Raw genomic sequence first — 25,896 nt, forward strand, 5'->3', positions numbered from 1 at the left:
CGCGAAGCGGCGCCTAAGGGTGGATGCAAAGTAATTTGCGCGGACGTTGCACTTCGGTGCATCCCACCTAGGTTGTTTGGGCGCAGTATGTCTCTTGCGAGACGCGGGCTGCGCAGGGAAACGAAGGCTGATGACCTCTAAGAAGACCGGTTACATCCTGGGCGCCGTCGCCGGCGCCGGCGTCATGGCCGCCGCCGTCGCGGGCGCAGGCATGCGCCTGCCCGCAGCCCATGCCGAAATGCCTCCGGGGGGCCTGATCAAGGCCTCGACCGCCCCCATCTTCGCCCCGCCCCCGGGCGCGCCGATGTCGTTCGCCGACATCGTCGACCGCGTCTCGCCGGCGGTGGTTTCGATTAACGTGACCAGCCGGGTCGACACCTCGAACCTCCGCCAGTTCCCCGGGCTGCCCTTCGGCATCATCCCGCGCGGGCCGCAGGGCGGGCAGGACGACGACGACGGTCCGGGCGGCGGCGATCCGGGCGGCCGCACCGAGCGCGGCCAGCCGCGCCTGCCCACGCAGCAGTCGTCGGGCTCAGGCTTCTTCATCTCGGCGGACGGCTATGTGGTGACCAACAACCACGTCGTGGAGAACGCCGAGACCATCAAGGTCGTGCTCAAGGACGAGACCGAACTCGAGGCCGAGGTCGTGGGCCGCGACGAGGCCACGGATCTGGCCGTGCTCAGGGTCAAGGGCCGGCGCGGCCCGTTCCCCTATGTGAACTTCGAGAACGCCGGCAAGCCGCGCGTCGGCGACTGGGTCATCACCCTGGGCAACCCGTTCGGCCTGGGCGGCACGGCCACGGCGGGCATCGTCTCGGCCTATGGGCGTGACATCGGCGAGACCTTCGTCGACTACATCCAGATCGACGCCCCCATCAACCGCGGCAACTCGGGCGGACCGACGTTCGACGTCTACGGCCGCGTGATCGGCGTCAACACGGCCATTTTCTCGCCCTCGGGCGGCTCCGTGGGCATCGGCTTCGCGATCCCGTCCGAGGTGGCCGAGGCGGTCACCAAGCAGCTGATCTCGGGCGGCAAGATCGAGCGCGGCTACATCGGCGCCACGATCCAGAACTTCACCGCCGAGATGGCCGAGGCCCAGGGCCTGGGCGACCAGAAGGGCGCCATCGTGTCCGACATCTCGCCCGGCGGACCGTCCCAGCGGGCCGGCGTGCAGATCGGGGACGTGGTGATCGCCGTGAACGGCAACACCGTGAAGAGCTCTTCGGACCTCACGCGCCAGGTCGCCCGCGTGCGCGCCGGCGACATCCTGCGCCTCGACGTGATCCGCGACGGCAAGCGCCGCACCGTGGAGATCCGCTCGGGCGTGCGTCCGTCCGAGCGCGAGCTGGCGGCGAACGACAACCTCGGGCGCGGCGGCGGCGCGACGCCGCCGGGCGCCTCGCCCTCGCCGCGGGCGCCGGTCCTCGGCATGTCGCTGGGCCCCATCGACGAGGGCGCGCGCAACCGCCTCAACCTGCCCGCGGACGTCCGCGGCGCCCTGGTCGAGAACGTCGACCAGGCGTCCGACGCCGGCGCGAAGGGCCTGCGCCGGGGCGACGTGATCACGCTGGCCAACGGCCGGGTCATCGCCGGGGCGACGGATCTCGCCGCGGTGGTGGACGCCGCCAAGAAGGCGGGCCGCACCAGCGTCGTCGTGGGCGTCTACCGCAACGGCCGCACCGCCTTCCTCCCCATCAAGGTCGCCGGCTAGCCGCCGCGACCCCCGGGGGGGCGGATCTCAGATCTCCGCCTCGAGGCGCGGCGAGGCCGCCGCCTCAAGCCTGCGCCGCGGCGGCCCGCCGCCGCTCAAGCGCCGGCGTGTCCGTCGCCGGGCAGGTTCGCACGCTCGCCGGCGTCCACCAGGCGGATGTTCGGCAGCATCACGTGGATCCAGCCGAGCGCCAGCAGGTACGACACCGAGGCGAAGAGGAAGAGGGGCAGGTAGCCCAGCCCGGCGGCCAGGACCATGCCCGCCACCTTCAGGATCAGCATCCCGCCGATGTTGCCGCTGAAGACGCCGAAGCTCGTCATCCGCCCGATCTTGGCCTTCGGCGTGACGTCGGTGATGAGCGCGAAGAGGTTGGTCGAGAAGCCCTGGTGCGCCGCCAGGACCAGCGCCAGCACGCCGGCCGCGGCGAACGGGCTGGTGGCCTGCAGCGCCAGGGGCATGGGCAGGACCATCAGCGCGCTGACCAGCATGGCGACCTTGCGCACCCGGTTCACGGGAACGCCGCGGGCGAGGAAGCGCGTGGCCAGCGTGCCGCTGATCAGCGAGCCCGCCGCCGCGCCCATATAGGCCAGCGCCAGCGGCGCCGCGATGTCGCCGCCCGACAGCCCGAACTGGCGGTTCAGGAAGTCGGGCATCCAGAACAGCAGCAGCCACCAGGTCGAATCGCTCAGGAACTTGGCCCCGGCGACGGCCCAAGCGGCGCGGTCGCGGAAGAAGGCGCCGCGCGGCAGGGTTTCCGCGGCGGCCGCGGGGGGCGGCGCGGCGTCCCCGAAGTTGACCTTCCGGGTCACCAGCAGCCAGCCGACCGCCCAGACGAGGCCGGCCGCGCCGGCCAGCAGGAAGGCGCCGCGCCAGCCGAAGGGGCCGGCGATCATCGGGATGATGAACGGCGCGCTGATCGCGCCGAAGCTGGCGATGGCGTTCTGGAGGCCCACCCCGGTGGAGCGCATGTGGGGCGGGAAGATCGTGGCGATGGTCTTCACCGCCGTCGGCGTCACGGCCGCCTCGGTGGCGCCGAGGCCGATGCGGCACAGGGTGAACTGGACCAGGGTGTGGGCCCAGCCGTGGAACAGGGCCGCCACGCTCCAGCTGATCACCGCGATCGGGTTGGCCCACTTCACGCCGAGCTTGTCGACCAGCGGCCCCGCGCCGAGCAGCGCCACGGCTGTCGCGCCCTGGAACCAGGCGCCCAGCGTGCCGTAGTCGTCGTCCGTCCAGCCGAGCTCTGCGGCCATCTCGGGCTTCAGCACCGATATGATCTGCCGGTCGACCAGGGCCAGGATGCCGGATGCGGCCAGGAAGGCGAAAAGGATCCAGCGGAGCCGCAGGCTGGGCTCGCCGCCGACCGGGTGCGTGGCGCTCGTCAAGTCAGGCCTCCCCCTCGATCCTGGCCGGCCGTCGTCTGCGCAACTTTTGGGCTTGCCCCGCCGAGCCGTCTGGGAGAATGCTCATAATAAGTCATCGTTGTCATATGGAATTCTGGAGAGGCGTTTGCCCGAGGTGGTTCGCTACGGCCTGGTGGGCACGGGCATGATGGGCGTCGAGCACATCCACAACCTGGCGGTCACGCCGGGGGCGGTGGTGACGGCCATCGCCGACCCCGTGGAAACCTCGCTCGGCTGGGCCCGCAAGGCCCTGGGCGAGCGGGCCGACCTGGCGAAGGCCTACGCCGACAGCGCCGCCCTTGCCGCGGGGGGCGAGGTCGACTGCGTCATCGTCTCCAGCCCCAACCACACGCACCGCGAGGTCCTCGAGCCGCTGTTCGACGCGGGGCTGCCGATCCTCTGCGAGAAGCCCCTGGCCACGACGCTCGAGGACGCGCGCTGGGTGGTGCGGCGGGCGGCCGAAAGCGCCGCGCCGTTCTGGACGGCGATGGAGTACCGCTACATGCCCCCGGCCGCCGCCTTCATCGAGGAGGTGCACGGCGGGCGGATCGGGGACCTGCGGATGCTGTCCATCCGCGAGCACCGCTTCCCCTTCCTGCGGAAGGTGGGCGACTGGAACCGCTTCGCCGGCAACACCGGCGGCACGATGGTCGAAAAGTGCTGTCATTTCTTTGACTTGATGCGCCTGATCACGCGCTCCGAGGCGGTGCGCGTCTACTGCTCGGGCGCCATGGATGTGAACCATCGGGACGAGCGCTACGGCGGCCGCACGCCCGACATCATCGACAACAGCTACACCACCGTCGACTTCGCGAACGGCGTCCGGGCCATGCTGGACCTCTGCATGTTCGCCGACGGGGCCGAGAACCAGGAGGAGATCACAGCGGTCGGGGATACGGGTCGGCTGGACGTCCTGATCCCGACGGGAGCGCTGGTCTTCTCGCCCCGCGTCGGATTCCGCAATCCGAAGCGCGTCGAGTCGCGGATCGTGGACGTGGACCGCACCGCGCTGGAGGCGGGCACGCACCACGGCTCGACCTTCTACGAGCACCAGCGGTTCAACGCCGCTGTGCGCGGCGCCGGCCCTGTCGAGGTGACCGCGCACGACGGACTGATGGCCGTCGCCATCGGGACCGCCGCCGAGATCAGCGCCCGCGAGAAGCGCGTGGTGGAGATGAGCGAACTGGGCTTCTGAAGCCGAGCCGGTCGCCCGGAAGATCATGAACCTGCTGTCCGTATGACAGCGTCAGACAACGAACGAGAGAAGAAGGAACAGGGGGGAGACACATGAAGAGGACCATCCTGATCACCAGCGCCGCCGTCGTCGCCATCGCGGCGGCGGGTCCGGCCATGTCCCAGACCGACAGCGACGGCGTGACCGACGTGGGCGAGATCGTGGTCACCGCCCAGAAGCGCGAGGAGCGCCTGCAGGACGTGCCGGCCGCGGTCTCGGTGGTCTCGGGCGACGCCATCGCGGCGCGCGGCTCCGTCAACCTGGAGAGCGCCCAGTACCTCGTGCCGACGCTGAACTTCCGGAAGTCGGGCACCACCATCAACCAGACGCTGTTCCTCCGCGGCGTCGGCACCTCGACCTTCTCGATCGCCGGCGAGCCGTCGATCTCCACCGTGGTGGACGGGGTCGTCTACAGCCGGGCGGGCGAGGCGTTCAGCGACCTCATCGACGTCGAGCGGATCGAGGTCCTGCGCGGGCCCCAGGGCACGCTCTTCGGCAAGAACACGTCGGCCGGCGTGATCAACATCGTCACCCGCAGGCCCGGCGACGTGCTCGCGGGCTATGTGGACGGCGGAGCCTTCTCCAACGGCGGCGAGTATCGCGTGCGCGCCGGCGTGGACGTGCCGTTCAGCGAGACCGTCCAGGGCCGCTTCACCGCCTTCTACGGGACCTACGGCGGCAACATCCGCAACGTGACCCGCGACACGCGGGTCAACGGCTACGAGCACTGGGGCGTTCGCGGCATGATAGTGGCCGATCCCAGCGAGGCGCTGTCCCTGACGCTGATCGCCGACTACCGCGAGAGCGACGACGACTGCTGCGCCGAGCTGATCGGCACCGTTCCGACGAACCTCACCGCCACGGTCCTGCCGACCCCGCGGGGCGACCGCACCCGGCGCGTGGCGCAGGACCTGATCACGGCCACCACGGAGAAGAGCGGCGGCGTCTCGCTGCAGGCCGACTGGGGCGTGGGCCAGCACGTCGTGACCTACATCGGCTCGTACCGCGAGTACGACAACACCGAGATCCGCGACGGCGACTGGCTGCCCCGCGCCTACGTCGGCTTCAACCAGCTGCACGACATCGGGCCGCAGACCAGCAACACCCTGACCCAGGAGCTGCGGGTCACGTCGCCGGCCGACCAGACCGTGAGCTACGTCCTGGGCGCCTACTACTCGCGCGCCGAGACTGACCGGACCTTCACCCGCAACGACATCGTCTGCACCCTGACGCCCGCCCCCACGGTCATCACGCCCTGCACCACGCCGGGCACGGTGGTGACCACGCCCACGGGCACGGCGACCTTCGGCTCGGTGTTCAAGAACTACGCCCTGTTCGGCCAGGGCACGATCAATGTCAGCGAGCGCTTCCGCCTGATCGCCGGCCTGCGCTTCACCTCCGACAAGCTGTCGGTCTACCACCAGCGGGTCACCGCGCTGGCGGGGCCGGGCATCCAGCCCAGCTTCGGGCCCTTCGCGGATTCCACGTCCAACGAGAACCTGTCGGGCAAGGCCGGCGCCCAGTTCGACCTCTCGGAGGCGTCGACCGCCTACGCCACCTATTCCCGCGGCTACAAGGGACCGGCCTACAACGTCTTCTACAACCTGACCGCCACGGGCACGAACGTCATCGACGCCGAGACGGCCGACAGCTTCGAGGTGGGCCTGAAGAACACCCTCATGGGCGGCCGGCTCGTCCTGAACCTCGCCGCCTACTACGCGAAGTACCACAACTTCCAGGCCAACAATCCCGACGTGGTCGCGGGCGTCCTGGTCACCCGCTTCACCAATGCGGGCACGATCTCCACGCGGGGCGGCGAACTCGACTTCCTGTTCCGGCCCCTGGAAGACCTCAGCATCTCGGGCGGCCTAGCCTACACCGACGCCAAGGTCGACCAGTTCAAGCTGCCCACCAACGGCGTGATCACCGGCGTCGTGCCGTCCGGCACCACCCTGGCGTATGCGCCGAAGTGGAAGGGGTCGGTCGCGGTGGACTATCGGATCCGCGGCGTGGGCCCGGTGGACGTTCTGCTGGGCGCGCAGGGCTCGTTCCAGTCCAAGCAGCTCAGCCAGTTCGACGCCTCGGCCGCCGTTCGCGCCGCCACCACCATCGACGGCTATGCGCTGGTCGACCTCTCGGCCGGCATCGCCGACCCCGAGGACCGGTATCGCGTGATGCTGCAGGTCAAGAACCTGTTCGACACCAGCTTCCCGTCGGCCATCACGTCCGGCGGTCCGGGCGGCAGCTTCCGCTACCTGATCCCGCGCGAGGCCGACCGCTACTATGGCGTGACGGCGCGCGTGAACTTCTGATCCCGTGACAGGTCGTAGGGCCCGCCGCCATCCGGCTGCGGGCTCTACGGCTCCCGCGGATCCCGAGCCTTCCCGCGGCGCGAGCGTCCGGCGAAGGCGAGGAAGGCGCCCAGGGCCAGCAGGACCGCGCCCAGGGCCTGGGCCGCGTTCCAGCTCAACGGATGCCGCATCTCGGTGTCTCCTGCGCCGGAGGCGCCTTCCTGATGTCGGGACCGCGCCTTCGCACGCAAGGGCATTGCGCGGGCTGACCGCGCCGATCGCGCGCCGTCATCGTGCGGGGGCCGGCGCGTCGCTCACGCGCCGGCGGCGTGCAGCGCGTGACGCCGGTCGAGCGCCGACAGGACGTACTCGCCCAGGCGGACCGCGGCGGTGGGGACGGCGGCGCGCGCCCGCAACAGGGCGATCTCGGCGTCGGGAAGGGGCGGCAGTCCCTGGGCCTCGCCGAGCACGGTGAGGTCCGGCGGCGCCATGTCGCGGGGCAGCACGGTGATCCCCAGCCCGGCGCGCAAGGCCGCATGCTGGCCCGCCAGGGAGGGGCTGGTGTAGGCGCAGCGCCAGGCGCGCCCGGCCGCCTCCAGCGCCGCGATGGCGCGCTTGCGATAGACGCAGGGTGAGGGGGCCAGGATCAGCGGCGCCACCGGCGCGGCGTCGAGCACGCTCTTGTCCGCGGCGACCCAGACCAGCGGCTCGCGCCAGACGCGGACGCCCTGGTCCGGCCCGAGGGGCTCCCGCTTCACCAGGGCGAGGTCCAGTTGCCCTTCGCGCAGCTTGTCGAGCAGGTGCAGGGTCAGGTCGCAGGTGACCGTGAGCGAGACCTTCGGGTGGAGCCGGGCGAACTGCCCCAGGATCTCGGGCAGGTGAACCGTGGCGAAGTCCTCGGGCGCGCCCAGCCGCACCTCGCCCTCGATATCGTCGCCCCGCACCTCGGCGAGGATCTCGTCGTTGACGCGCAGCAGGCGGCGCGCCTGCGGCAGGAAGATCTCGCCCGCTTCGGTCAACACCACGTGCCGCGGATCGCGGGACAGCAGCACCGCGCCGACCTGGTCCTCCAGCCGTCGCATCTGCAGGCTCACCGCCGACTGGCTGCGGCCCAGCCGTTCGCCCGCGCGGGTGAAGTTCTGGGCTTCGACGATCGTGACGAACGTCCGGATCAGGTCCAGATCAAGATTGATGTTTCGCTGCGCTCGGTTCGGCATGATTGCTCCAACTAATCATCCCGATGTGCAGTATCAAGGTTGGCCGGTCGGCTGGGCGGGGTAGTGCGGCGCACTTCTTCGCAGGGGGCGGACCCATGGACCTGGGAATGGCGGCGGCGCTGGTGGCGCCGGGAACTCTCTTCTTCGTGCTGGGAGCCATCGGCGGCTTCGTGCGGTCGGACCTCACGGTGCCGGAACAGGTCTCGCGGGGGCTGGCCCTCTACCTGATGCTCTGCATCGGCTTCAAGGGCGGGGTGGAAGCTCGGCTCCACGGGTTCGAAGCCGGCATGCTGACGGCCGGCGCGGCCGGCCTCCTGCTGAGCTTCGCGACGCCCCTGGCTCTGTTCCCGTTGCTGCGGACGCTCGGACGGTTGGATTCGCCCACGGCCGCGGCCGCGGCGGCCGCCTACGGCTCGGTCTCGGTGGTCACCTTTGCGGCGGCGAGCGAGTTCCTGACCGGCCTGGGGCGGCCGGCGGCCGGCTACATGGCCGCCGTGCTGGCCGTCATGGAGACGCCGGCGATCCTCACGGGCCTGCTGCTCGCGCGGCGCACGCCCGGTTCCGCGCCCGCCGCCACGCCCGGACGCACCCTGCACGAGGTCTTCTGCAATGGGGCGCTGATGGTTCTCGTCGGCAGCTTCGTCATCGGCGCCCTGACCGGCGCGGCCGGGATGGCCAGGCTGGACACCTTCGTGAACACGATCTTCCAGGGCGCGCTCTGCTTCTTCCTGCTCGACATGGGGCTGACCGCGTCGCGCAGCCTGCTCGGCGGCAAGGCGCTTCATCCACGCCTGGTGGTGCTCGGCATCCTGGTTCCGCTGACCGGCGCCGCTGTGGCGCTGGGGATCGGCGTTGCGCTGGATCTGCCGCTTGCCGAGGCCACGATGCTGATGGTCCTCGCCGGGTCTGCGTCCTACATCGCCGTCCCCGCCGCCATGCGCCTGGCGCTGCCGGAGGCGAACGCGGGGGTCTATGTGACCCTGCCGCTGGCGGTCACCTTCCCGTTCAACCTGCTGGTGGGCATCCCCCTCTACGCCTGGGCCGCCTCGCGGCTGCTCAGCTAGCATGAGCGTTGCTTCTCGCGACGATGGCGCTTCCTCATCGACCTTCGCCTTGCGGAGCGCCGGCCGTGGCCTGAAATCCCCTCCGGGACCGGCCCCTCTGGTGCGGCCGCCGACTTGGGGCGGCTTCACGATGTCGGTCCAGCAGCCGCGCCCGCGCCGCGTCATCGCGCCGGGCCACACCGGAGGGACTGATGAAACGTACGCCGACAATCGAGCTCCGACAGGGAGAGGACCAGTCCGCGCGGTTTGGCCGGCGGCAGACGATGGAGGGGCTGATCCTGGCGCAGATTTGGTGGACGCCCTACGTGGCGGCGGCCGACCTGTGGTGGGGCGCCGACCTCGGCGGGCTGATGCCGGCGCCGGCGCCCGACGCACGGCCGGTCCAGCTCATGGCCGCCGAATGAGTTCGGTCCTCAGCTTGCGCCGCCCCATCCGCGCGACAGGTCGCGTCGAGCAGCCCCTTCGACGCACCCCGGAGTCCGGTCGCGCCCTGGCGGCGGCCTGCGCCATCGTGGCCGGCGCCGACGGCTGGCCGACCGACGACGAAAGGCGGCAGATGGTCGAGCGGCTCCGGCTGCTCGCCGACTCCACCCATCTCGACCTCGAGCACGTCGTCCGCGACTTCGATCGGTTCCTGAACGCCCTGATCGAGGATCCCGAGACGGCGGAGCCCGTCTGCATGGCGCTGATCGCCCGTCTCCGCTCCGATCCCGGCCAGGCGCGCGCGCTGCTGCAGGCCTGCAACGCGGTGGCGATGGCCGATGGCGGCTACGACGAGGCCGAACGGCAGGCGGTGCGCCGCATCTGCCGTGCGGTCGGGGTGTCCGCCGAGGAGGTCGGCGTCGCCGACGCGCCCTGAGCCCGAGCCGGAGAACCAGTTCCAAACGTTCGGCCCGAACGGGCGACCCGTCAGGCGGCGGGCGCGAAGACCCGGACGGCCTGCGGGGAGATGGTGAAGGTCACCGGCGTGTGGGTGAGGATCTCGCCGTCGAGGCTCACCGGCCAGCGGCGTCGGGTCTCCACCTCGAAGCGGGTGCAGGCCCCGACGCGGACCTGGGCGGACAGGCGCTGACGGCCCTGCCGCAGCCGCGGCGCAAGGGCAAGCAGGCGCAGCAGGTCCGAGACCTCGAGGCTGTAGAGGTCGAGCTGCCCGTCATCGATCTGCGCCTGGGCCTCGATGGGGGTTCCCCCGCCGTAGTAGCGCCCGTTGCCGACGGAGATCTGAAAGGTCTGCACCTCGACGTCCCAGCCGGCGCCGCGGATGCGGGCCGTGAACCGGCGGGCCCGCCGGAGGGTTCGCAGGGCGGCGATGGGGTAGGCCAGGGGGCCCAGCCGGCGCTTCAGCCCGGAGTCGAGGTTCTCCGTGACCAGGGCGCCCAGCCCGATATTGGCCACGTTGAAGAAGGGGCGGCCGTTGGCGAAGCCGACGTCGATCGTGCGGAGCTCGCCCGTCCGCGCCAGCCTCACCGCGTCGGGAAGCGCCGGCGGCACGCGGAGCGTGCGGGCGAGGTCGTTGGCCGAACCGGTCGGCAGCACCAGGAGCGGCAGGCCCGTCTCCAGAAGCGCCGGCGCGATCGCGTTCAGCGTCCCGTCGCCGCCCGCGACGGCGACCGCGTCGACCATGTACCGCCGGCCGCGCACCCTCGCCGTCAGATCCTGGTCGGGCGACAGCGGCAGGGTATCGAAGCCGTAGCCTTCGCGCCGCAACGCCTCCTGCGCCTCGGCGAGGCCGCGCCGGCCCTTCCGCGAGCGCGTGTTGCCCACCAGCAGCAGGCGGCGCACCGGCGGCGCGGCCGCCGGGCGGGCGGACCGCGAGGGAAGCACCGCCAGCTCAGTCATACGCGGGCCGTCGCCTGGGCGGCGCGCCCTCGCCCGCGGCGTAGGTCATGAGCTTCTCGAGCTCGCCATGATCCAGCCAGACGCCGCGGCAATGGGGGCACAGGTCCAGTTCCACGCACTTGAAGTGCAGCGACTGCATCGGGACTCGGCAGCTCAGGCAGAGCGGGGCGATCACGACTTCTCCTGACGGCGCGGCGACGCAGGACATTGGGGTTCGAGGGCTCCCTCGCCAGCGGCAGGCGATGAAAAGGCCTCATGGCTGCGATCAACGCCGGATGTGCCGTCGCGTTGGGTGATCGGCGTCTCGACCGGCGGCGAGGCTCGTGCGCGTGGGCGCGGCCCGGGAAGGCGCCCGCCGCCCCGACGGCCAAGGCCGCGTGCGCGAAGACTGCCGCGACGAAAGCCCCGCCCGCGAAGCGGTGAGGGCCTCGCCGCGTCCCGTCCCTACTTGGAGAGCTGCCCGCGGATCGCGCCGCCCGGGTGGGGTCCGTTGTGGACGTTGACGTAGTAGCCGGCCGGGTTGGCCAGGATGTCCTTCACCACATCGGCGCCGACCGTGGCGCAGCCCTTCGACTTGCCGTCGGCGCCGGGCTTGTTCATCGGAACCACGGGCGGACCCGAGGCCCCGGCGGCGCCGCGGTGGACGTGGGCCGCCGTCGCCGAGTCGATCTTCTCGACCATCAGGTCGTAGCAGACCTCGTTCTTGGCGGTGTCGATCTGGAAGTTGGCGTGGCCGCCGCCGTCCGTGTCCGGCGAGCCCGCGCCGCCCAGGTGGGCGGACAGCTTGTCGGCCGCCTGCGCAGGCGCGCCCAGGAGCGCGACCGCGGCAAGCGCCAGCATGCAGTTCTTGATCATCTCGTCCTCCATCCGCCCCCGACTTGGAGGCGGGATGGAAGCCTAGGGGCCGAAGCGCGTCAATTGCGTGTCGGGATCACCACCGGCAGGTGCTCGTAGCCCTTCACGAACGACGACAGGACGCGCCGCGGCGGCCCCACCACTTCCAGCCGCGGGAACCGGGCCAGGATCTCTTCCCAGATGATCTTGAGCTGCAGCTCGGCCAGGCGGTTGCCCACGCAGCGGTGGATGCCGAAGCCGAAGGACAGGTGCTGGCGCACGCGGGGCCGCTCGATCCAGTAGTCGTTCGGCCGCTCGATGACCTCTTCGTCCCGGTTGCCCGAGACGTACCACATGGCGACCTTGTCGCCTTCCTTGATGGTCTTGCCGCCCAGCTCGACGTCCCGCTTCGCCGTGCGGCGCATGTAGGCCAGCGGCGTCTGCCAGCGGATGGTCTCGGAGACCATGTTCGGGATGAGCGCGGGGTTCTCGCGCAGGATGCGGTTCTGGTCCGGGTTCTGGTGCAGCGCCAGGACCGAGCCCGAGATCGAGTTGCGGGTCGTGTCGTTGCCGCCGACGATCAGCAGGATCAGGTTCCCGAGGTACTCCATGCGGTCCATGTTCCGCGTCGCCTCGCCGTGAGCGAGCATGGAGATCAGGTCGGGCTTCGGCGGGGCGTTCACCCGCTCGTTCCAGAGGTTCATGAAGTAGTCGACGCACTCGAACAGCTCCTGGCGCCGCTCCTGCTCGGCGACCTCGGGATCGTTCGACGAGAACATGCCGCTCTCCGGCCCGGCCGTCGCCACGTCCGACCACCGCGTCAGCTTGCGCCGGTCTTCCCACGGGAAGTCGAACAGGGTGGCGAGCGTCATGGTCGTGAGCTCGATCGAGACCTTGTCGACCCAGTTGATCTCCTCGCCGATCGGCAGGTCGTCGAGGATCTTGCCGGCGCGCTCGCGGATGATCGGCTCGAGGTAGGCCAGGTGGTTCGGCGCCACGATCGGCTGGACAGTCTTGCGCTGTACGTCGTGCTTCGGCTGGTCCATCGCGATGAACATCGGCAGCGTGAAGTCTTCTGCCGGGTCGGGCAGCACGATGGTCGGCTCGGACGAGAACACCTCATGGTTCGTGTCCACCGCCATGATGTCGTTGTACTTGGTGATGGACCAGTAGGCGCCGATGTCCTCCCACGGCGTCTGGGCCGTGTAGTGGACGGGGTCCTCCTTCCGCAGCCGCTCGAAGTAGGGCCACATGGTGTCGGTGCGGAAGAGCTCCGGATCGGCCGGATTGATCTCCTCGAGCGGCATCGAGTAGGCGGCGTCACGAGCCGCGCGGTGGAGGTCGATCGAGGCGTCGTCCATCTTCTGCATCCTCTCTGGCGCGGGTTCTGCAGCCCGCACGGCGTCAGGAAAAACGATGGCCTTCGACCTTGGCTGAGTCAAGAAAGATGACGCGAGCGTCAACTTCTTCGCGCCTGCAACATGAGGGGACCGAGGTGACGGGACTGACCGGAGGATGCGCCTGCGGCGCGGTGCGCTACGAACTCGCGTCGCGGCCGATGTTCACGAACTGCTGCCATTGCCGCGACTGCCAGCGTCAGGTCGGGTCGGCGTTCGTCATCAACGCCATCATCGAGACCGACAGGATCGCGGTGCGCTCGGGCGAGCTCCGGCCGACCGCCATGCCCACCGACTCCGGCCGCCCGCACCTGGTCTACCGCTGCACGGCCTGCGGCACGACGCTGTGGTCCGACTACGGCGACCGCAGGGTGATGAGCTTCCTGCGCGCCGCCACGCTGGACGATCCCGCCGCGATCGTCCCCGATGCGCACATCTTCACGCGCTCGAAGCTGCCCTGGGTGAGGCTCCCGGACGATACGCCGTCGTTCGAGATCTACTACGACATGCAGGCCCTCTGGCCGCCTGAGAGCCTGGCCCGCAGAGCGGCGCTGAACGTGCGCTGAGCCCGCTCCCGAAGGCCGCGCGCCCAGAGGCGGCGCCGGAGCGCTCAGCTTTTCTACGCTGCCTGCGGTCCGAAGCTCCGCTAGAGACAACCTGAACATCGCCTCTCGGGAACTTCCATGGCCACCGACGTCCTCTTCCGCCCCTTCGACCTGAAGGGCGTGCACCTTCCGAACCGCATCGTCATGGCGCCCATGACGCGATCGTTCTCGCCCGGCGGTGTCGCCACCGAGGACGTCGCGGCCTACTACGCGCGCCGCGCGAAGAACCAGGTCGGCCTGATCATCACCGAGGGCACGGGCGTCGACCGGCCCGCCTCGCTGAACGACCCGAACATCCCCCGCTTCCACGGCGAGGCCGAGCTTGCGGCGTGGAAGCGCGTGGTCGACGCGGTGCACGCCGAGGGCGGCAAGATCGCGCCCCAGCTCTGGCACGTGGGCGCGGTGCGCACCCGGAGCGAGACCTGGCGGCCGCCCGGCCCCTACGACAGCCCGTCGGGCTACTCGAGCCCCGGGAAGAAGTTCGGCGAGCCGATGAGCGAGGAGGAGGTGGCCGACGCCGTCCGCGCCTTCGCCGACGCCGCCGAGGCCGCCAAGGACCTGGGCTTCGACGCCATCGAGCTGCACGGCGCCCACGGCTACCTGATCGACCAGTTCTTCTGGGACGGCGTGAACCTCCGCGAGGACGCCTACGGCGGCAAGGACATCGCCGGCCGCGCCCGCTTCGCCGCCGACATCCTGCGCGCAGTGCGCAAGGCGGTCGGGCCGGACTACCCGGTGATCATCCGCATCAGCCAGTGGAAGCAGCAGGACTTCACCGCCCGCCTAGCCGAGACCCCGCAGGCGCTGGAAGCCTGGCTCGGCGCCCTGGTGGACGCCGGCGCGGACTGCCTGCACTGCTCGCAGCGGCGCTTCTGGGAGCCGGAATTCGAGGGCAGCGACCTCAACTTCGCCGGCTGGGCCAAGAAGATCACCGGCGTCCCGACCATCACCGTGGGCTCCGTGGGTCTGTCGGGCGAGTTCATCGCCGCCTACGCGGGCGAAAAGAGCGAGCCGGCGTCGCTGGACCGCCTGGAGGAGATGCTCGAGCGCGGCGACTTCGACCTCGTCGCGGTGGGCCGCGCCCTGCTGCAGGATCCGGAGTGGGTCGTGAAGGTCCGCGACGGCCGCCACGGCGAACTGAAGGCCTTCGACCGCGCGGCCATGGCGACGCTGTACTAGCTGTTCCGCCCGGCCGCTCGCGAGGTGGCGATGGTCAGTCGCCGCCTCCGGCGCCGTCACTTCCGCCGTGGGCGCAGTCGCCATCACTTCGATGGTCGCCTCCGAACCATGCCCAGTCCCTGTTGTCGCTGCGGCGAATGCGATCGAAGGGTCTGAACAGGACGATCGTGGTGACAAGCGCGATCACCGCGGCGCTTGCTGCAAGCAGAAGCATCTCGAAGCTGTCCATGGACAGGTCTCCGCTTATGGGACCCCACGTGATCACAGTTTCGCGACGGTTCGATGAACCCTCAGCCGTTGAAGTTCAGCTTCAGTCCCGGCCGCGGCCAGGTCGCCTTCATCAGCTTGCCGGTGGACGACGCCGTGATCCACGCCGTGCGCATGTCGGCCCCGCCGAAGCAGATGTTGGTGCAGATCAGGTCCGGGAAGGCGAAGTGCTCGACCGAGCCGTCCGGGTCGAAGGCGGTGATGCCGCCGTTGATGATGGTGGCCACGCAGACCTTGCCCGAGGCCTCCACCGCCAGGCTGTCCAGCAGCTGGTAGCCGGGCAGGTTGCAGATCACGCGACCGGGCGCGAAGCCGGGGTTCGGCGCGAGGATCCCGGTCTCGGCCACGTCGAAGCCCCACAGGCGGCCCAGCTGGGTGTCGGCCACGTAGACCGTCTTCTCGTCGGGCGAGAGGCCAACGCCGTTCGGCGAGATCAGGTGCCCGCGCTGCTGGCTGATGTGGCTGCCGTCAGCCTTGGCGTAGTAGACGGCGCCGTTCTTCCGGCCGTCAGGGGTCGAGCAGCCGTGGTCGGTGAACCAGAACCCGCCCGACCTGTCGAAGACGAGGTCGTTGGGCCCGACCAGCCGTTTGCCGTCGCAGGCCTCGTAGACCGTCTCCAGCTTGCCCGTCTTCAGGTCGTAGCGCTGGATGTAGCCGCCCGTGTGGGTGGGCGGCGTGGGACCCGGGATGGTCAGGCCGCCGTTGTCGAGCCAGACGAACGAGCCGCCGTTGTTGGTGATCCAGATGGCGCCGTCGGGCCCGATCGCCGCGCCGTTCGGACCACCGCCGGTCTCGACCACGGTCTCCTTCGATCCGTCCGGCTTCACCCGCGTCAGCCGCTGGCCCTTGATCTCGGTGAGGATCACCGATCCGTCGGCCATGGCGATCGGCCCCTCGGGAAACTCCAGCCCTTCGCAGACCACCTCGAAATCCATGGCGCACGCTCCCTCTCCCGTTGGCGGCGACCATAGCGCGCGCCTCGAGAGGCGCCATCGGTGACCCCGCGTCAGCGGCGTTCGAGCACCCGGATCGTGAACGGATGCTCGTCGTGCTCCGACGCCTCGTGACGCTCGGCCCGAACCTCGGTCCACCGGCTCTCGTCGATCGGCGAGAGCACGACGTCGCCCTCCACATCGGCGTCCACGTCGGTCAGATACAGCCGGCGGGCCTTCGGCAGGGCGAGCTCGAAGAGCGAGGCGCCGCCGATCACGCACACCTCGCGCGCGCCGTCGTCCTCGGCCTGCTCGCGGGCGATCGCCACGGCCTCGGAGAAGTCCTCGCACACCACGGCGCCGGCGGGCTCGAACGAGCCGTCGCGGCTGAGCACGACGTTCGTCCGCCCCACGAGCGGCTTCTTCGGCAGGCTTTCCCAGGTCTTGCGGCCCATGATGACCGGCTTGCCCATGGTCACCGCGCGGAAGTTGGCGAGGTCGGTGCGCAGGCGCCAGGGCAGGGTCCCGTCGCGTCCGATCACGCCGTTGCGGGCGCGCGCGATCGGACCGGCGGCGAGGATGACGTTGGACGACATGGGCCCCTCGTTAGCGCGCGCGGGGGCCGGGCGCTACGGATCAGCGCGCCGGCTCGAGCCAGCTCAGCCACTTGCGGCGCACGGCGGCGTCGACGTCGATGTCGAAGCGGCGGCAGTAAAGCAGCAGCATGCACAGGACGTCGGCCGCCTCGTCGGCGCGGTCGTGCTCGGTGGCCTCGCCGCGGCCCCGGCTGGACAGCCGCAGGTGCGCCTGGGCCAGCTCGCCCAGTTCCTCCTGCAGCTTGATCAGGTACCAGTCGTCGTCACGCGCGATGGCGTACTTGCCGGCGTAGATGTCCGAGATCCGCGCCGCCGACTCGGTCACCTCGCGGAGCGTGAGCGGCGCCTTCAAGGGCTCAGACCGCGATCGGGGCGGCGATGGACGGGTGCGCCTGGTAGCCCACGAGCTTGAAGTCCTCGTAGTCGAACCCGAACAGGTCGTCCTTGTCGGCGATCTGCATGACGGGCAGGGGCAGCGGCTCGCGTGACAGCTGCAGCCGCGCCTGGTCGAGGTGGTTCAGGTAGAGGTGCGCGTCGCCCAGGGTGTGCACGAACTCCCCGGGTTCGTATCCGCACACCTTCGCCACCATCAGCGTCAGCAGCGCGTAGCTGGCGATGTTGAACGGCACGCCCAGGAACACGTCCGCCGAGCGCTGGTAGAGCTGGCACGAGAGCTTCCCGCCCCCTTTGTCACTTGGGGCCACGAAGAACTGGAACAGGCAGTGGCAGGGCGGCAGGGCCATGTCCTCCACCTCGGCCGGGTTCCAGGCCGAGACGATGTGGCGGCGGCTGTCGGGATTGGATTTCAGGCCCCGCACCACGGCGGCGATCTGGTCGATCACCCGGCCGTCCGGGGCCGCCCAAGAGCGCCACTGCTTCCCGTAGACCGGGCCCAGCTCGCCGGCCGGATCGGCCCACTCGTCCCAGATGCTGACGCCGCGCTCCTGCAGCCACCGCACGTTGGTGTCGCCGCGCAGGAACCACAGCAGTTCGAGGATGATCGACTTGCGGTGCAGCTTCTTCGTCGTCAGCAGCGGGAAGCCCTGCGACAGGTCGAAGCGCATCTGCCGGCCGAAGACGCCCAGCGTGCCGACGCCCGTCCGGTCGCCGCGGCGGACGCCGTTCTCGAGGATGTCCTCCAGCAGGCCGAGGTACTGCCGCTCGGGGTGGTCCGGAGCGGCGTAGGGGCGCGGGGCGATGGCGGCGTGGGCGTTCATCAAGCGTCAGCCTCGCGCAGCAAGTGATTCGGAGACAGGCGAATCAGCCGACGCCGGCGCCTCATCCACAGGCAGGATGCAACGCGGGAGCGACCGCTGGTCGATTCCAGCCTCCGCGTGCCCGTTCCCCACGGCTAAGGGCGACTTACAGGATCCATGAGTAGGGGTTTCCATGTTGATTTCCGCGTTCGCGGCCATCGCGCTCTTCGTCGCGCCCGAGGCCACGCAGTCCGGGGAAGCGGCCAAGGCGGCCCAGCCCGAGATGCGCAAGGTCTGCGTGACCTACGAGGTGAGCGGCTCGAACCTCAAGCGCAGGACGTGCCGCAACGAGCCCGTCAAGGCCGCCACCAAGCCCGGCGAAGGCGCCGCCGAGCCGGCGGACAAGGGCCAGACCAGGCCCGAGTAGCCTCTCCGGCGGCGCGCGCCCAGCGCTATCCCGAGAAACCACCCTCGTCGAGGAACGCCTGTTCTTCGGCCGTCGTCGCACGTCCCAGCGCCGCGTTGCGGTGCGGAAATCGCCCGAACCTCGCGATGATGTCGCGGTGGATCTCGTGCCACTTGATCATCTCGGCGTCGCCGAGGTCGCGCGCGAGTTCGAGGCCGTACTCCTGGTCCGCCAGGTCCTCGGAGTGCTCGAACGGCAGCAGCATGAACTGCCGGAGATCGGCCGGGGCGTCGCGGTGCCAGCCCTTCTCGGCCGCCGCGCGGGCCAGGACGCGCGCCTTGGGGTCCGTGGCCCACGCATGCGCGCTCTCCCGGAAGAGGTTGCGGGGGAACTGGTCCAGCAGGATCAGGAGCGCCAAAGTCCCCTCGGCGGTGTCGGCCCAGTGATCGTACTCGCCGCGCGCCGCGGCATGGTGCACCGGCTCGAACTTCAGGCGGATGGCCGCGTCGAACCTCGGGTTCTTCGAGAACCACTGCTTGGGCCCGGCCTGGGTCCAGAAGCCGAGGATGTCGTGGGGAGTCGCGCTCATCGGCTCATCCTACAGTCCTGTCCCCGTCCCGCGCATCATCCCGTGGCGTCCGCGGCGCCGTTCAAGCACGGTTCAGGCCCGAGCGCGCCAACTGTCCCATGAAGGGACTGACCGGCCGCCGAAAGGCGACCGCAATCGGATGAAACGACGATGAAGACGGCGATGACGGCCCTGGCGGTCGTGATCCTGGCGGCGGCGGCGATCCCCGCGCCCGCCTCGGCCCAGCCGGGGGGCGGCGATCGGGCCGAACGCCTGGAGCGGCGAGACCGGCCGCAGCGGGACGGCGCGTCTCGCGACTTCGACCGCGGCCGGCGCGACGGCGGCGGCCGACGCGACGGGGGCGGTCGGCGCGAGGGCCCCCCGGTGGCGCGCGAGGCGCCCTCGGCCCCGCAGGCGCCGGCCGCGGCTCAGCCCCGCCGCGATGGCGGGGAGCGCGGCGAAGCGCGCGGCGGCGGCGATCGGCGCGAGTGGGGCGGACGCGGCGACGGTCGCGGTCGTGGCGGTCCGGAAGGCCGCGGCGACCGGCGAGACTGGGGCGACAGCGACCGTCGCGATCGGCGCGATGGCGGTGAGCGGGCCGGCGGCTGGCGCGACGGCGACCGCCGCGGCGATGGGCCCCGCAGCGACGGGCGCCGCGACGACGGACCCCGCGGGGACGGCCGCTTCGACCGGGACGGCCGGCGGGACGGTGATCGCCGCTGGGGCGGCGACGGTCGCCGCGACTGGGAGCGCCGCGGGGACCGCGATCATCGGGGCGATCACCGCCGCTGGGAGCGTGGGCGCTATCCGTCGAGCTACTTCAGCCCGAACCGCTATCGCTACCGGCACGTCTGGCGCCCGCCGGTGGGTTTCTACGTGCGCAGCTGGACCTATGGCGACTTCCTGCCGCGGACCTGGTTCGGCCCGAACTGGTGGATCGTCGATCCCTGGTACTACGACCTTCCGCTTCCGCCGCCCGGCTTCAACTGGGTCCGCGCCGGCGACGACGCCCTGCTGGTGGACGAGTGGAGCGGCCGGGTCGTCCAGGTCGTGCGCAACGTCTTCTGGTGATCGCGAAGCGACAGGCCGCCCCCGATCCCGGCCAGACGGTTCCGTCTGAACGGGTGAGGCCCTGGGCCTGACCCTGTCCGCCTCGATCGACCAGACGCCCGCAGCCCTAGCCGGCTGCGGGCGCGTCGCCGTCCGGCGGCTCTACGGGCGGCAGCCCGCGCACAGTCCGTGCGCTTCCAGCGTCACGCCTCGCACCTCGTAGCCGGTGGCCCGGGCCATGGCCCGGACCTGCGCGGCGAGGTCGGGCTGGACCTCGGCGGCTTCGCCACAGCAGTCGCAGATCAGGAACGCCGCCACGTGCGCCCCCTCGATGCGGCATGGCACATAAGCGTTCAGACTCTCGATCCGGTGCGCAAATCCCAGGCGTTCGAGGAACTCGAGCGCACGGTACACCGTGGGCGGCTTGGCAGGCTCGCCGCGGTCGCCGAAGGCTGCAATCAGGTCGTAGGCCTTCAGGGGCGCGTCTGCGCCGAGCAGCAGCTCCAGCACCCGCCGGCGGGGCGCCGTGAGTCGCTCCTGGGTGGCCGCGCACCGGGCCTCCGCGGACGTCAGCGCGGCCGCGAGCGCCGCGCCGCGCAGCCCGTGGTGCTGGTGCTCCTCGTGATGATCGCACGCCGTGGACATGGGCTGAGGTAACTCCGATCCGGCGCCGGCGGCAACGCGCTTGACGAGCGGTTATGTTATTTCATAACGGTGAGCGCTTCTCGCAAGTCCCTCCCAGGCGCTCCATGTTCAAACCGAAGCTCTTCGCCGCGGCGGCCGCCGTGGCCCTCCTCGCCGCCGCCCCCGGGCTGGCCCAGGTCCAGGGCCGGCCGGGCCACGAGGTCAGCGAGGTGGTGGTCACGGCCGCGCCGTTCCCGGTCACCCTTGATTCCGCCACCACCAGCGTCGACATCCTCCGGCGCCAGGATATCGACCAGGCGCCGGTCGGCGGCATCGGCGACGCGCTGAGCGGCGTGGCGGGGGTCCGCTCCAGCGCTTTCGGCCCGGGCGCCAGCCGCCCGGTGATCCGCGGCCTTTCCGGACCGCGCGTCCTCGTTCTTTCCAACGGCCTCGGCCAGGTGGACGCCAGCGCGCTCTCGCCCGACCACGCGGTCGCCACCGATCCCCAGGAAGCCGAGCGCATCGAGGTGCTGCGCGGCCCCTCTGCGCTGGCCTATGGCGGCTCGGCCATCGGCGGCGTCGTCAACATCATCGACGAGCGCATTCCGACCCACAGGCTGGACGGCGCCTTCGAGGGCCGTGCGCTGGCGTCGTACTCGTCGGTGGACAACGGCTGGATGACCGCCGGCGCGCTGAAGGGCGGAGCCGGTCCCTTCGTCTTCAGCATCGACGGCGTGCGTCGCGAGACGAAGGACTACGACGTCCCCACCTTCCCCGAATCCCGGCGCCAGCTCGAGGCCGACGGCGAACCCTTCCCGGGGGATGTGGACTCCAAGGTGGAGAACACCTTCGCGAACCTGTCGGCCTACGGCGCCGGGCTTTCCTACGTCGGCGCCGACGGCTTCGTGGGCTTCAGCGTCAAGCGGACGGAGACCGACTATGGCGTGCCGGGCCACGCGCACGAAGAGGACGCCGGCGAGGAGGAGGAGGAGGAGGTCGTCACCATCGACCTGGAGCAGACCCGCTACGACCTGCGCGCCGAGCAGAACGGCGATTTCGGGCCGTTCGAGAAGGTCCGCTTCCTGGCAGGCTACGCCGACTACACCCACACCGAGTTCGAAGGCGGCGCGCCGGGGACGGTCTTCAAGTCTGACGGCTGGGAAGCCCGCATCGAGGCGGTCCAGCCGAACCGCGACGGGTGGCAGGGCGCGGTGGGCCTGCAGGGCCTGAAGCGGGACTTCAACGCCATCGGCGACGAGGCCTTCGTGCCGGCGACCCGCACCACGGAGTGGGGCGTGTTCACGCTGCAGCGCTGGGACCGCGAGACCTGGGGCTTCGAGGGCGGCCTGCGGATCGAGCAGAAGGACCTGGAGAGCGTCGTCGGCGATCGCAGCTTCACGGGCGTGTCCGCCTCCCTGGGCGCCTTCGTGCGGCCCGCCGAGGGCGTGTTTCTCTCGGTGAGCGGGTCCCGGACCGAGCGCGGCCCGTCGCAGGAGGAGCTGTTCGCCAACGGTCCGCACCCGGCGACGCGCTCGTTCGAGGTCGGCGACGTCACGCTCGACAGCGAGGTGTCCTACGCCCTCGACCTCACCGGCCACGTGGAACGCGGCCCGTTCGAGGTCGACGCCCACCTCTTCGCCGTGCGCTACGAGGGCTTCATCGACCTGCGCCCGACCGGCGCCGAGGACGCTGACTCCGGGCTGCCGATCTTCCTCTTCGAGCAGACCGACGCGCGCTTCGTGGGCGCCGAGATCGAGGGGTCGTTCCGCGCGTGGGAGGATGGCGGCCGCAGCCTCCGGTTCGAGGCCGCGGCGGACTACGTCCGGGGCAAGACCGACCTTGGACCACCCGCCCGCATCCCGCCGTGGTCCGTGACGGGCCGGGGCATCTACGACGGCGGCTGGTGGAGCGGGAGCCTCGAGGTGCGTCGCGTGGGCGGGCAGGATCGAGTGGCCGACTTCGAGCTGCCGACCGACGGCTACACCCTCGTCAACGCCCAGCTCACCGTCCGCCCGTTCGAAGACAAGGACCTGCGCCTGTTCGTGGAGGGCCGGAACCTCGGGGACGTCGAGGCCCGCGAGCACGCCTCGTTCCTCAAGGACATCGCCCCGCTGCCGGGCCGCAACGTCCGCGTCGGCCTTGGCTACCGGTTCTGAGGCCGGCCGGCGCCTCGGCCGTTGGCTGCCTGATCCTCCCCGCAAGGGGAGAGCGATCGCATGTGAAGGTCGGGCGGGGCGGTGGAGCCGCCCGACTTAACCGCAGAGATCGCGGAGGACGCGCGGAGGACGCGGAGATCTCTGCGCGCTCTGCGTCTTCGAACGCCTGCGGCGCGCTCACAGAAGGCCGTCGGCCATAGGCGATAGCCTTGCCCGCAAGGGAAGGTGGCTCTGCGCGGCGGAGGGGGCTGAGGGTCGCGCTTGAGAGCGCGAGACCGTGTCCCTAGCCCTCGCCCTCTGAAGACGTCTCGCCGGCCTCGAAGCTGCGTGGAGCACGGCGGCGGCGGGGCCGCGCGGGCTTCTCGTCGTCGGCGGCCGCCTCCGGCGGCGGGGCGACGGGTCGCGTGGGCCGCAGGAACGCCGGGACGTTCGAATGCTCGCCATCGGCGTCGCGCAGGGTCGGCGCGGGTTCCGGCCGGCTGTCGCCCTGGGGCTCGACCACCGGCATGGGATCGCGCTCGGGCCGGTCCTCCCGGTCGCGGCGATCGCGCTCGAAGCGGGGCCGGTCCTCGCGCGGGCGCTCGTCCCGATCACGCGGCCGATCATCGCGAGGCCGATCATCGCGGGGCCTCTCGTCCCTCGGGCGCTCGTCGCGGGGCCTGTCGTCGCGGGGTCGGTCGTCCCGGAAGCGGTCGTCGTCGCCGCGCGGGCGGTCGTCGCGGCGGTCGCGATCCCGATCGCGGTTCCGATCCCGGCCGTCGCGGCCGTCCCGCTCGCGCCAGCGGTCGCGGCCGCCGCCGTCCCGATCCCGGTCGCGGCCCTGCCAGTCGCCGCGGTCGCGTTCGCGGTTGCGTTCCCGGTTCGCCTCGGGGTCGTCGCTGCGCGCCTCGACGCCGGCCTCCGCGGCCTCGTCGGCCGCCTGGGCCGCGGCCTGGCCGCTCTCGTCCTCGAAGTCGATGTCGTAGCCGCTGGCGAACTGGTCCCGGCCGATGATCTCGCTGGCCGGACGGTTCGGCTGGATGGCGCGGATCAGGCGGAAGTAGTGCTCGGCGTGCTGCAGGTAGTTCTCAGCCAGGACGCGGTCCCCCGCCGCGTTCGCGTCGCGGGCCAGCTGCTGGTACTTCTCGAAGACGTGCTGGGCGTTGCCGCGCACCTTCACGCCGTCGGGGCCGTTGGAATCGAACGCCCGGTTGGCGTTCTGCTGTGGCTTGCCGCCGCCGCCGCCACCGCCCCGGTTGCGCCCGCGCTGGCGCTTCATGCCCTTGAAATCTCTCATAATCCAGAAACCGTTCGGTCTTTCCTGAGCGCCTCTGCGGCGTCTCGCCTCCAGCTCGATCCGACCTCGGCCCAGTCGCGATGTGAAGGCGTAAGTGTTCCCCGTCTTCCGCCCGGAAGCTCATCAGCGAGAGGCCTGCCCGATGTCGAGAAGCTCGCGCCTGTCGGGTCGGGCGGGCGTCCTTCATGGGGACGCATCTACCTGCAACACCGACGAATTTGGGTGGAGACGGCTCCTGATGTAGCGAGTCAGGCCGCCGTTTCCAAGGTCTTTTTCTCGCCCGTCACGACGCGGTCGCGGTCGCCGAGGTCACGGATCGTTCTCACGAACACCGCGCCGGCCTCGCGGAACAGCGCCTCGACCGCATCCTTCTGGTCGTAGCCGATCTCGACCGCGAACCGGCCGCCCGGCTTCAACACCCGCAGGATCTCCGGCGCCAGGATCCGGTAGTGGGCCAGGCCGTCGGCGCCGCCTTCCAGGGCCACCCGCGGCTCGTGATCGCGGACCTCGGGCTCGAGGGTCTCGATCACCTCGGACGCGATGTAGGGCGGGTTCGAGACCACGACGTCGAACTCGTTCGCCTCGAGCCCCGCGGTCCAGTCGCTGCGCAGGAGAGCGACCCGGTTCGCAAGCCCGAGCGCGGCGGCGTTGTCCCGGGCCACCGCCAGGGCCTCCTCCGAGATGTCCACGCCCAACCCCTTGGCCGCGGGCCGCTCGGCCAGGATCGCGAGCAGGATCGCGCCCGAGCCGACGCCAAGGTCCAGGATCCGCCAGGACGCATGCTCCGGGAAGTCCCGCAAGACGTACTCCACCACGGTCTCGGTGTCGGGCCGCGGCGTCAGCACGTCGGGGGTCACCGACAGCATGATCTTCCAGAAGCCCTTGCGCCCCAGGATGTGGCTCACCGGCTCGCGCCGCTCGCGGCGGGCGAGGTAGTCGTCGAGCCGGGCCTCCTGGGCCTCGCTCAGCGCCCGGTAGGGATCGGTCACGATGTCCGTGCGGGTCGCCTCGGCCGCGGCCTCGACCAGCAGGCGCGCGTCGATCACGGGGCCCGGCAGGCCGGCGGCCTCCAGCCGCGCCTTGGCCCGGCTCCAGGCCTGCACCAGGGTGAGGGTCACGGCGCCGCCTGCATGGGCGCGGTGATCGCATCGCCCAGCCCGACCCGGCCAGCCGCCGTCGCGTGCACGTAGATCCCGCAGTTCATGTGGCCGTAGTTGTCGAACAGCGCCTTCACCACATCCAGGTCCTTTGCGCCCGTCGCCGGGTCCACCTCGGTCGCCGCGCAGCGGACGATAGGCTTGTACACCCGGGTGCGCGCCCAGCCGGCCATCAACTCGCGGCCCTCCCAATCGTTCTCGGCCCACGCCGGCCAGCCCTCGACGTAGAGGTTGGCGCGGAAGCGGAGCGGGTCGAGCTCCACGCCCATCTTCTGCGAGAGATCGCGGACGCTCGCCAGGTTCACGATCGAGACCTGGCCGAGGGGGTGGTCGGTGAAGCGGAAGTCCCCGCGCGCCTCCACCACCCGGAGCGGGCCGCGCAGGTCGTCCGGCTCCAGGAACGCCGTGAGCCAGGCCGCGAAGGCTTCACGGCCCGCGGGCTCGGACAGGCGGCCCGCGAAGGTCGGCCTCCCGGCGGCTTCGGCGGTGAACACCCCGGTGGCGTCGTCGTGGCGCGTCCGCGCCGCGGCCACCTTCGGGATCGCGGCCAGGACGGTGAACTTCTGCTTGGACATCCAAGCCGGCGCGTCCGGGTCGAACCCCGAGGGCCCGTTCTCGACCGCCCAGACGCGGTCGGCCGGAAACCCCTGGCCGGGCGCCAGGTCGACGTGGGCGAGGCTCTCGGGCGTGAAGCCCTTCACCGGATGCCGGAAGATCGCCGCGATGTGCCCGCTCATGGCCGGGCTTCTGGCCCAAGGCGGCCCGCGGCTCAAGCGGTCCGGCGGAACAGGGACCTCCGCGCCGAGTTGAAAGGTCGGCAGGGAGGCATGGGGTGAGCATCACATCCGAAGGAGGAGGCCGCGCGTCGCGGCCACGCAGCCCGTCCCGGAC

At 71.0% G+C, this 25,896-nt stretch carries 28 protein-coding genes; 11 read left to right on the forward strand and 17 right to left on the reverse strand.

The genetic code is table 11. From position 1 onward, the window contains the following. Window positions 1–130 precede the first annotated feature (130 nt). Window positions 131–1,714 carry a trypsin-like peptidase domain-containing protein gene (locus AC2D8W_RS09930; RefSeq protein ID WP_484671398.1) on the forward strand — a complete coding sequence of 528 codons (1,584 nt, stop codon included), beginning with the start codon at window positions 131–133 and terminating at the stop codon, window positions 1,712–1,714. 95 nt (window positions 1,715–1,809) lie between these two features. Here the strand turns inward: AC2D8W_RS09930 and AC2D8W_RS09935 are convergent, their stop codons facing one another. Next, window positions 1,810–3,099 (reverse strand): MFS transporter, encoded by a 1,290-nt coding sequence (locus AC2D8W_RS09935; protein ID WP_484671399.1) that lies wholly within the window; start codon window positions 3,097–3,099, stop codon window positions 1,810–1,812. Between the two features lie 133 nt (window positions 3,100–3,232). Here AC2D8W_RS09935 and AC2D8W_RS09940 point away from each other — a divergent pair, with 133 nt between their 5' ends. Then, window positions 3,233–4,312, forward strand: coding sequence for a Gfo/Idh/MocA family protein (locus AC2D8W_RS09940; protein WP_484671455.1), 1,080 nt, complete (start codon window positions 3,233–3,235; stop codon window positions 4,310–4,312). A 92-nt stretch (window positions 4,313–4,404) separates the two neighbouring features. Continuing rightward, complete coding sequence (locus AC2D8W_RS09945; protein WP_484671400.1) at window positions 4,405–6,663, forward strand: TonB-dependent receptor; 2,259 nt, start codon at window positions 4,405–4,407, stop codon at window positions 6,661–6,663. Window positions 6,664–6,707: 44 nt separating this feature from the next. Here the strand turns inward: AC2D8W_RS09945 and AC2D8W_RS09950 are convergent, their stop codons facing one another. Together AC2D8W_RS09950 and AC2D8W_RS09955 are read right to left on the reverse strand one after the other, a co-directional pair. After that, window positions 6,708–6,833: a hypothetical protein gene (locus AC2D8W_RS09950; protein WP_484671401.1), complete on the reverse strand. Its 126-nt coding sequence runs from the start codon at window positions 6,831–6,833 to the stop codon at window positions 6,708–6,710. Between the two features lie 123 nt (window positions 6,834–6,956). Beyond that, the gene (locus AC2D8W_RS09955) at window positions 6,957–7,859 is read right to left on the reverse strand and encodes a LysR substrate-binding domain-containing protein (protein ID WP_484671402.1); all 903 of its coding nucleotides are present in this window, start codon (window positions 7,857–7,859) and stop codon (window positions 6,957–6,959) included. Between the two features lie 95 nt (window positions 7,860–7,954). On the opposite strand from AC2D8W_RS09955, the gene AC2D8W_RS09960 reads away from it, so the two are divergent. The 3 genes from AC2D8W_RS09960 to AC2D8W_RS09970 all read left to right on the forward strand — a co-directional run bounded on the left by AC2D8W_RS09960 (window position 7,955) and on the right by AC2D8W_RS09970 (window position 9,782). Beyond that, a complete protein-coding gene (locus AC2D8W_RS09960) occupies window positions 7,955–8,923 on the forward strand; it encodes a sodium-dependent bicarbonate transport family permease (protein WP_484671403.1) in 969 nt (322 codons plus the stop codon). A 191-nt stretch (window positions 8,924–9,114) separates the two neighbouring features. Next, window positions 9,115–9,327, forward strand: a complete 213-nt coding sequence (locus AC2D8W_RS09965; RefSeq protein WP_484671404.1) for a hypothetical protein — start codon at window positions 9,115–9,117, stop codon at window positions 9,325–9,327. Continuing rightward, window positions 9,324–9,782 (forward strand): tellurite resistance TerB family protein, encoded by a 459-nt coding sequence (locus AC2D8W_RS09970; protein ID WP_484671405.1) that lies wholly within the window; start codon window positions 9,324–9,326, stop codon window positions 9,780–9,782. The genes AC2D8W_RS09965 and AC2D8W_RS09970 overlap by 4 nt, the downstream gene beginning before the upstream one ends. A 50-nt stretch (window positions 9,783–9,832) precedes the next feature. On the opposite strand, the gene AC2D8W_RS09975 is transcribed toward AC2D8W_RS09970, so the two are convergent. The 4 genes from AC2D8W_RS09975 to AC2D8W_RS09990 form a co-directional block, all read right to left on the reverse strand. After that, on the reverse strand, window positions 9,833–10,762 hold the full coding sequence (locus AC2D8W_RS09975; protein ID WP_484671406.1) for a lipid kinase: 930 nt from the start codon (window positions 10,760–10,762) through the stop codon (window positions 9,833–9,835). Then, entirely contained in the window at window positions 10,755–10,937 is a 183-nt protein-coding gene (locus tag AC2D8W_RS09980; RefSeq protein ID WP_484671407.1) for a TFIIB-type zinc ribbon-containing protein, read from the reverse strand. The genes AC2D8W_RS09975 and AC2D8W_RS09980 overlap by 8 nt, the downstream gene beginning before the upstream one ends. Window positions 10,938–11,206: 269 nt before the next feature. After that, window positions 11,207–11,617 (reverse strand): CHRD domain-containing protein, encoded by a 411-nt coding sequence (locus AC2D8W_RS09985; RefSeq protein ID WP_484671408.1) that lies wholly within the window; start codon window positions 11,615–11,617, stop codon window positions 11,207–11,209. Window positions 11,618–11,676: 59 nt separating this feature from the next. After that, on the reverse strand, window positions 11,677–12,957 hold the full coding sequence (locus tag AC2D8W_RS09990; RefSeq protein ID WP_293484341.1) for a cytochrome P450: 1,281 nt from the start codon (window positions 12,955–12,957) through the stop codon (window positions 11,677–11,679). A 134-nt stretch (window positions 12,958–13,091) separates the two neighbouring features. On the opposite strand from AC2D8W_RS09990, the gene AC2D8W_RS09995 reads away from it, so the two are divergent. Together AC2D8W_RS09995 and AC2D8W_RS10000 are read left to right on the forward strand one after the other, a co-directional pair. Further along, window positions 13,092–13,559 (forward strand): GFA family protein, encoded by a 468-nt coding sequence (locus tag AC2D8W_RS09995; RefSeq protein WP_484671409.1) that lies wholly within the window; start codon window positions 13,092–13,094, stop codon window positions 13,557–13,559. Window positions 13,560–13,676: 117 nt separating this feature from the next. Continuing rightward, window positions 13,677–14,777, forward strand: a complete 1,101-nt coding sequence (locus AC2D8W_RS10000; protein ID WP_484671410.1) for an NADH:flavin oxidoreductase — start codon at window positions 13,677–13,679, stop codon at window positions 14,775–14,777. Window positions 14,778–14,811: 34 nt separating this feature from the next. On the opposite strand, the gene AC2D8W_RS10005 is transcribed toward AC2D8W_RS10000, so the two are convergent. The 5 genes from AC2D8W_RS10005 to AC2D8W_RS10025 form a co-directional block, all read right to left on the reverse strand. After that, window positions 14,812–15,006: a hypothetical protein gene (locus tag AC2D8W_RS10005; RefSeq protein ID WP_484671411.1), complete on the reverse strand. Its 195-nt coding sequence runs from the start codon at window positions 15,004–15,006 to the stop codon at window positions 14,812–14,814. A gap of 61 nt (window positions 15,007–15,067) precedes the next feature. After that, window positions 15,068–15,979 (reverse strand): SMP-30/gluconolactonase/LRE family protein, encoded by a 912-nt coding sequence (locus tag AC2D8W_RS10010; protein ID WP_484671412.1) that lies wholly within the window; start codon window positions 15,977–15,979, stop codon window positions 15,068–15,070. A gap of 71 nt (window positions 15,980–16,050) precedes the next feature. Further along, entirely contained in the window at window positions 16,051–16,572 is a 522-nt protein-coding gene (locus AC2D8W_RS10015) for a dihydrofolate reductase (RefSeq protein WP_484671413.1), read from the reverse strand. A gap of 40 nt (window positions 16,573–16,612) precedes the next feature. Then, complete coding sequence (locus AC2D8W_RS10020) at window positions 16,613–16,924, reverse strand: nucleoside triphosphate pyrophosphohydrolase family protein (protein ID WP_293484334.1); 312 nt, start codon at window positions 16,922–16,924, stop codon at window positions 16,613–16,615. Window positions 16,925–16,928: 4 nt separating this feature from the next. Then, window positions 16,929–17,789, reverse strand: a complete 861-nt coding sequence (locus tag AC2D8W_RS10025; RefSeq protein ID WP_484671414.1) for a thymidylate synthase — start codon at window positions 17,787–17,789, stop codon at window positions 16,929–16,931. 172 nt (window positions 17,790–17,961) lie between these two features. On the opposite strand from AC2D8W_RS10025, the gene AC2D8W_RS10030 reads away from it, so the two are divergent. Beyond that, on the forward strand, window positions 17,962–18,195 hold the full coding sequence (locus AC2D8W_RS10030) for a hypothetical protein (RefSeq protein ID WP_484671415.1): 234 nt from the start codon (window positions 17,962–17,964) through the stop codon (window positions 18,193–18,195). 25 nt (window positions 18,196–18,220) lie between these two features. Here AC2D8W_RS10030 and AC2D8W_RS10035 read toward each other — a convergent pair whose 3' ends face one another. Then, on the reverse strand, window positions 18,221–18,763 hold the full coding sequence (locus AC2D8W_RS10035) for a DUF924 family protein (RefSeq protein WP_484671416.1): 543 nt from the start codon (window positions 18,761–18,763) through the stop codon (window positions 18,221–18,223). A 150-nt stretch (window positions 18,764–18,913) separates the two neighbouring features. Between AC2D8W_RS10035 and AC2D8W_RS10040 the strand changes: the two genes are divergently transcribed. Continuing rightward, entirely contained in the window at window positions 18,914–19,813 is a 900-nt protein-coding gene (locus AC2D8W_RS10040; protein WP_484671417.1) for an RcnB family protein, read from the forward strand. Between the two features lie 141 nt (window positions 19,814–19,954). Here AC2D8W_RS10040 and AC2D8W_RS10045 read toward each other — a convergent pair whose 3' ends face one another. Beyond that, window positions 19,955–20,437, reverse strand: coding sequence for a Fur family transcriptional regulator (locus AC2D8W_RS10045; protein ID WP_293484327.1), 483 nt, complete (start codon window positions 20,435–20,437; stop codon window positions 19,955–19,957). Between the two features lie 104 nt (window positions 20,438–20,541). On the opposite strand from AC2D8W_RS10045, the gene AC2D8W_RS10050 reads away from it, so the two are divergent. Next, window positions 20,542–22,572 (forward strand): TonB-dependent receptor, encoded by a 2,031-nt coding sequence (locus AC2D8W_RS10050; protein ID WP_484671418.1) that lies wholly within the window; start codon window positions 20,542–20,544, stop codon window positions 22,570–22,572. 283 nt (window positions 22,573–22,855) lie between these two features. Here AC2D8W_RS10050 and AC2D8W_RS10055 read toward each other — a convergent pair whose 3' ends face one another. The 3 genes from AC2D8W_RS10055 to AC2D8W_RS10065 form a co-directional block, all read right to left on the reverse strand. Beyond that, window positions 22,856–23,848, reverse strand: a complete 993-nt coding sequence (locus tag AC2D8W_RS10055; protein WP_484671419.1) for a DUF4167 domain-containing protein — start codon at window positions 23,846–23,848, stop codon at window positions 22,856–22,858. Between the two features lie 248 nt (window positions 23,849–24,096). Beyond that, on the reverse strand, window positions 24,097–24,966 hold the full coding sequence (gene prmC / locus AC2D8W_RS10060) for a peptide chain release factor N(5)-glutamine methyltransferase (RefSeq protein WP_484671420.1): 870 nt from the start codon (window positions 24,964–24,966) through the stop codon (window positions 24,097–24,099). After that, window positions 24,963–25,742 (reverse strand): MOSC domain-containing protein, encoded by a 780-nt coding sequence (locus AC2D8W_RS10065; RefSeq protein ID WP_484671421.1) that lies wholly within the window; start codon window positions 25,740–25,742, stop codon window positions 24,963–24,965. The genes prmC and AC2D8W_RS10065 overlap by 4 nt, the downstream gene beginning before the upstream one ends. Between the last annotated feature and the right edge of the window lie 154 nt (window positions 25,743–25,896).

This window comes from Phenylobacterium sp. T106 (assembly GCF_057219735.1).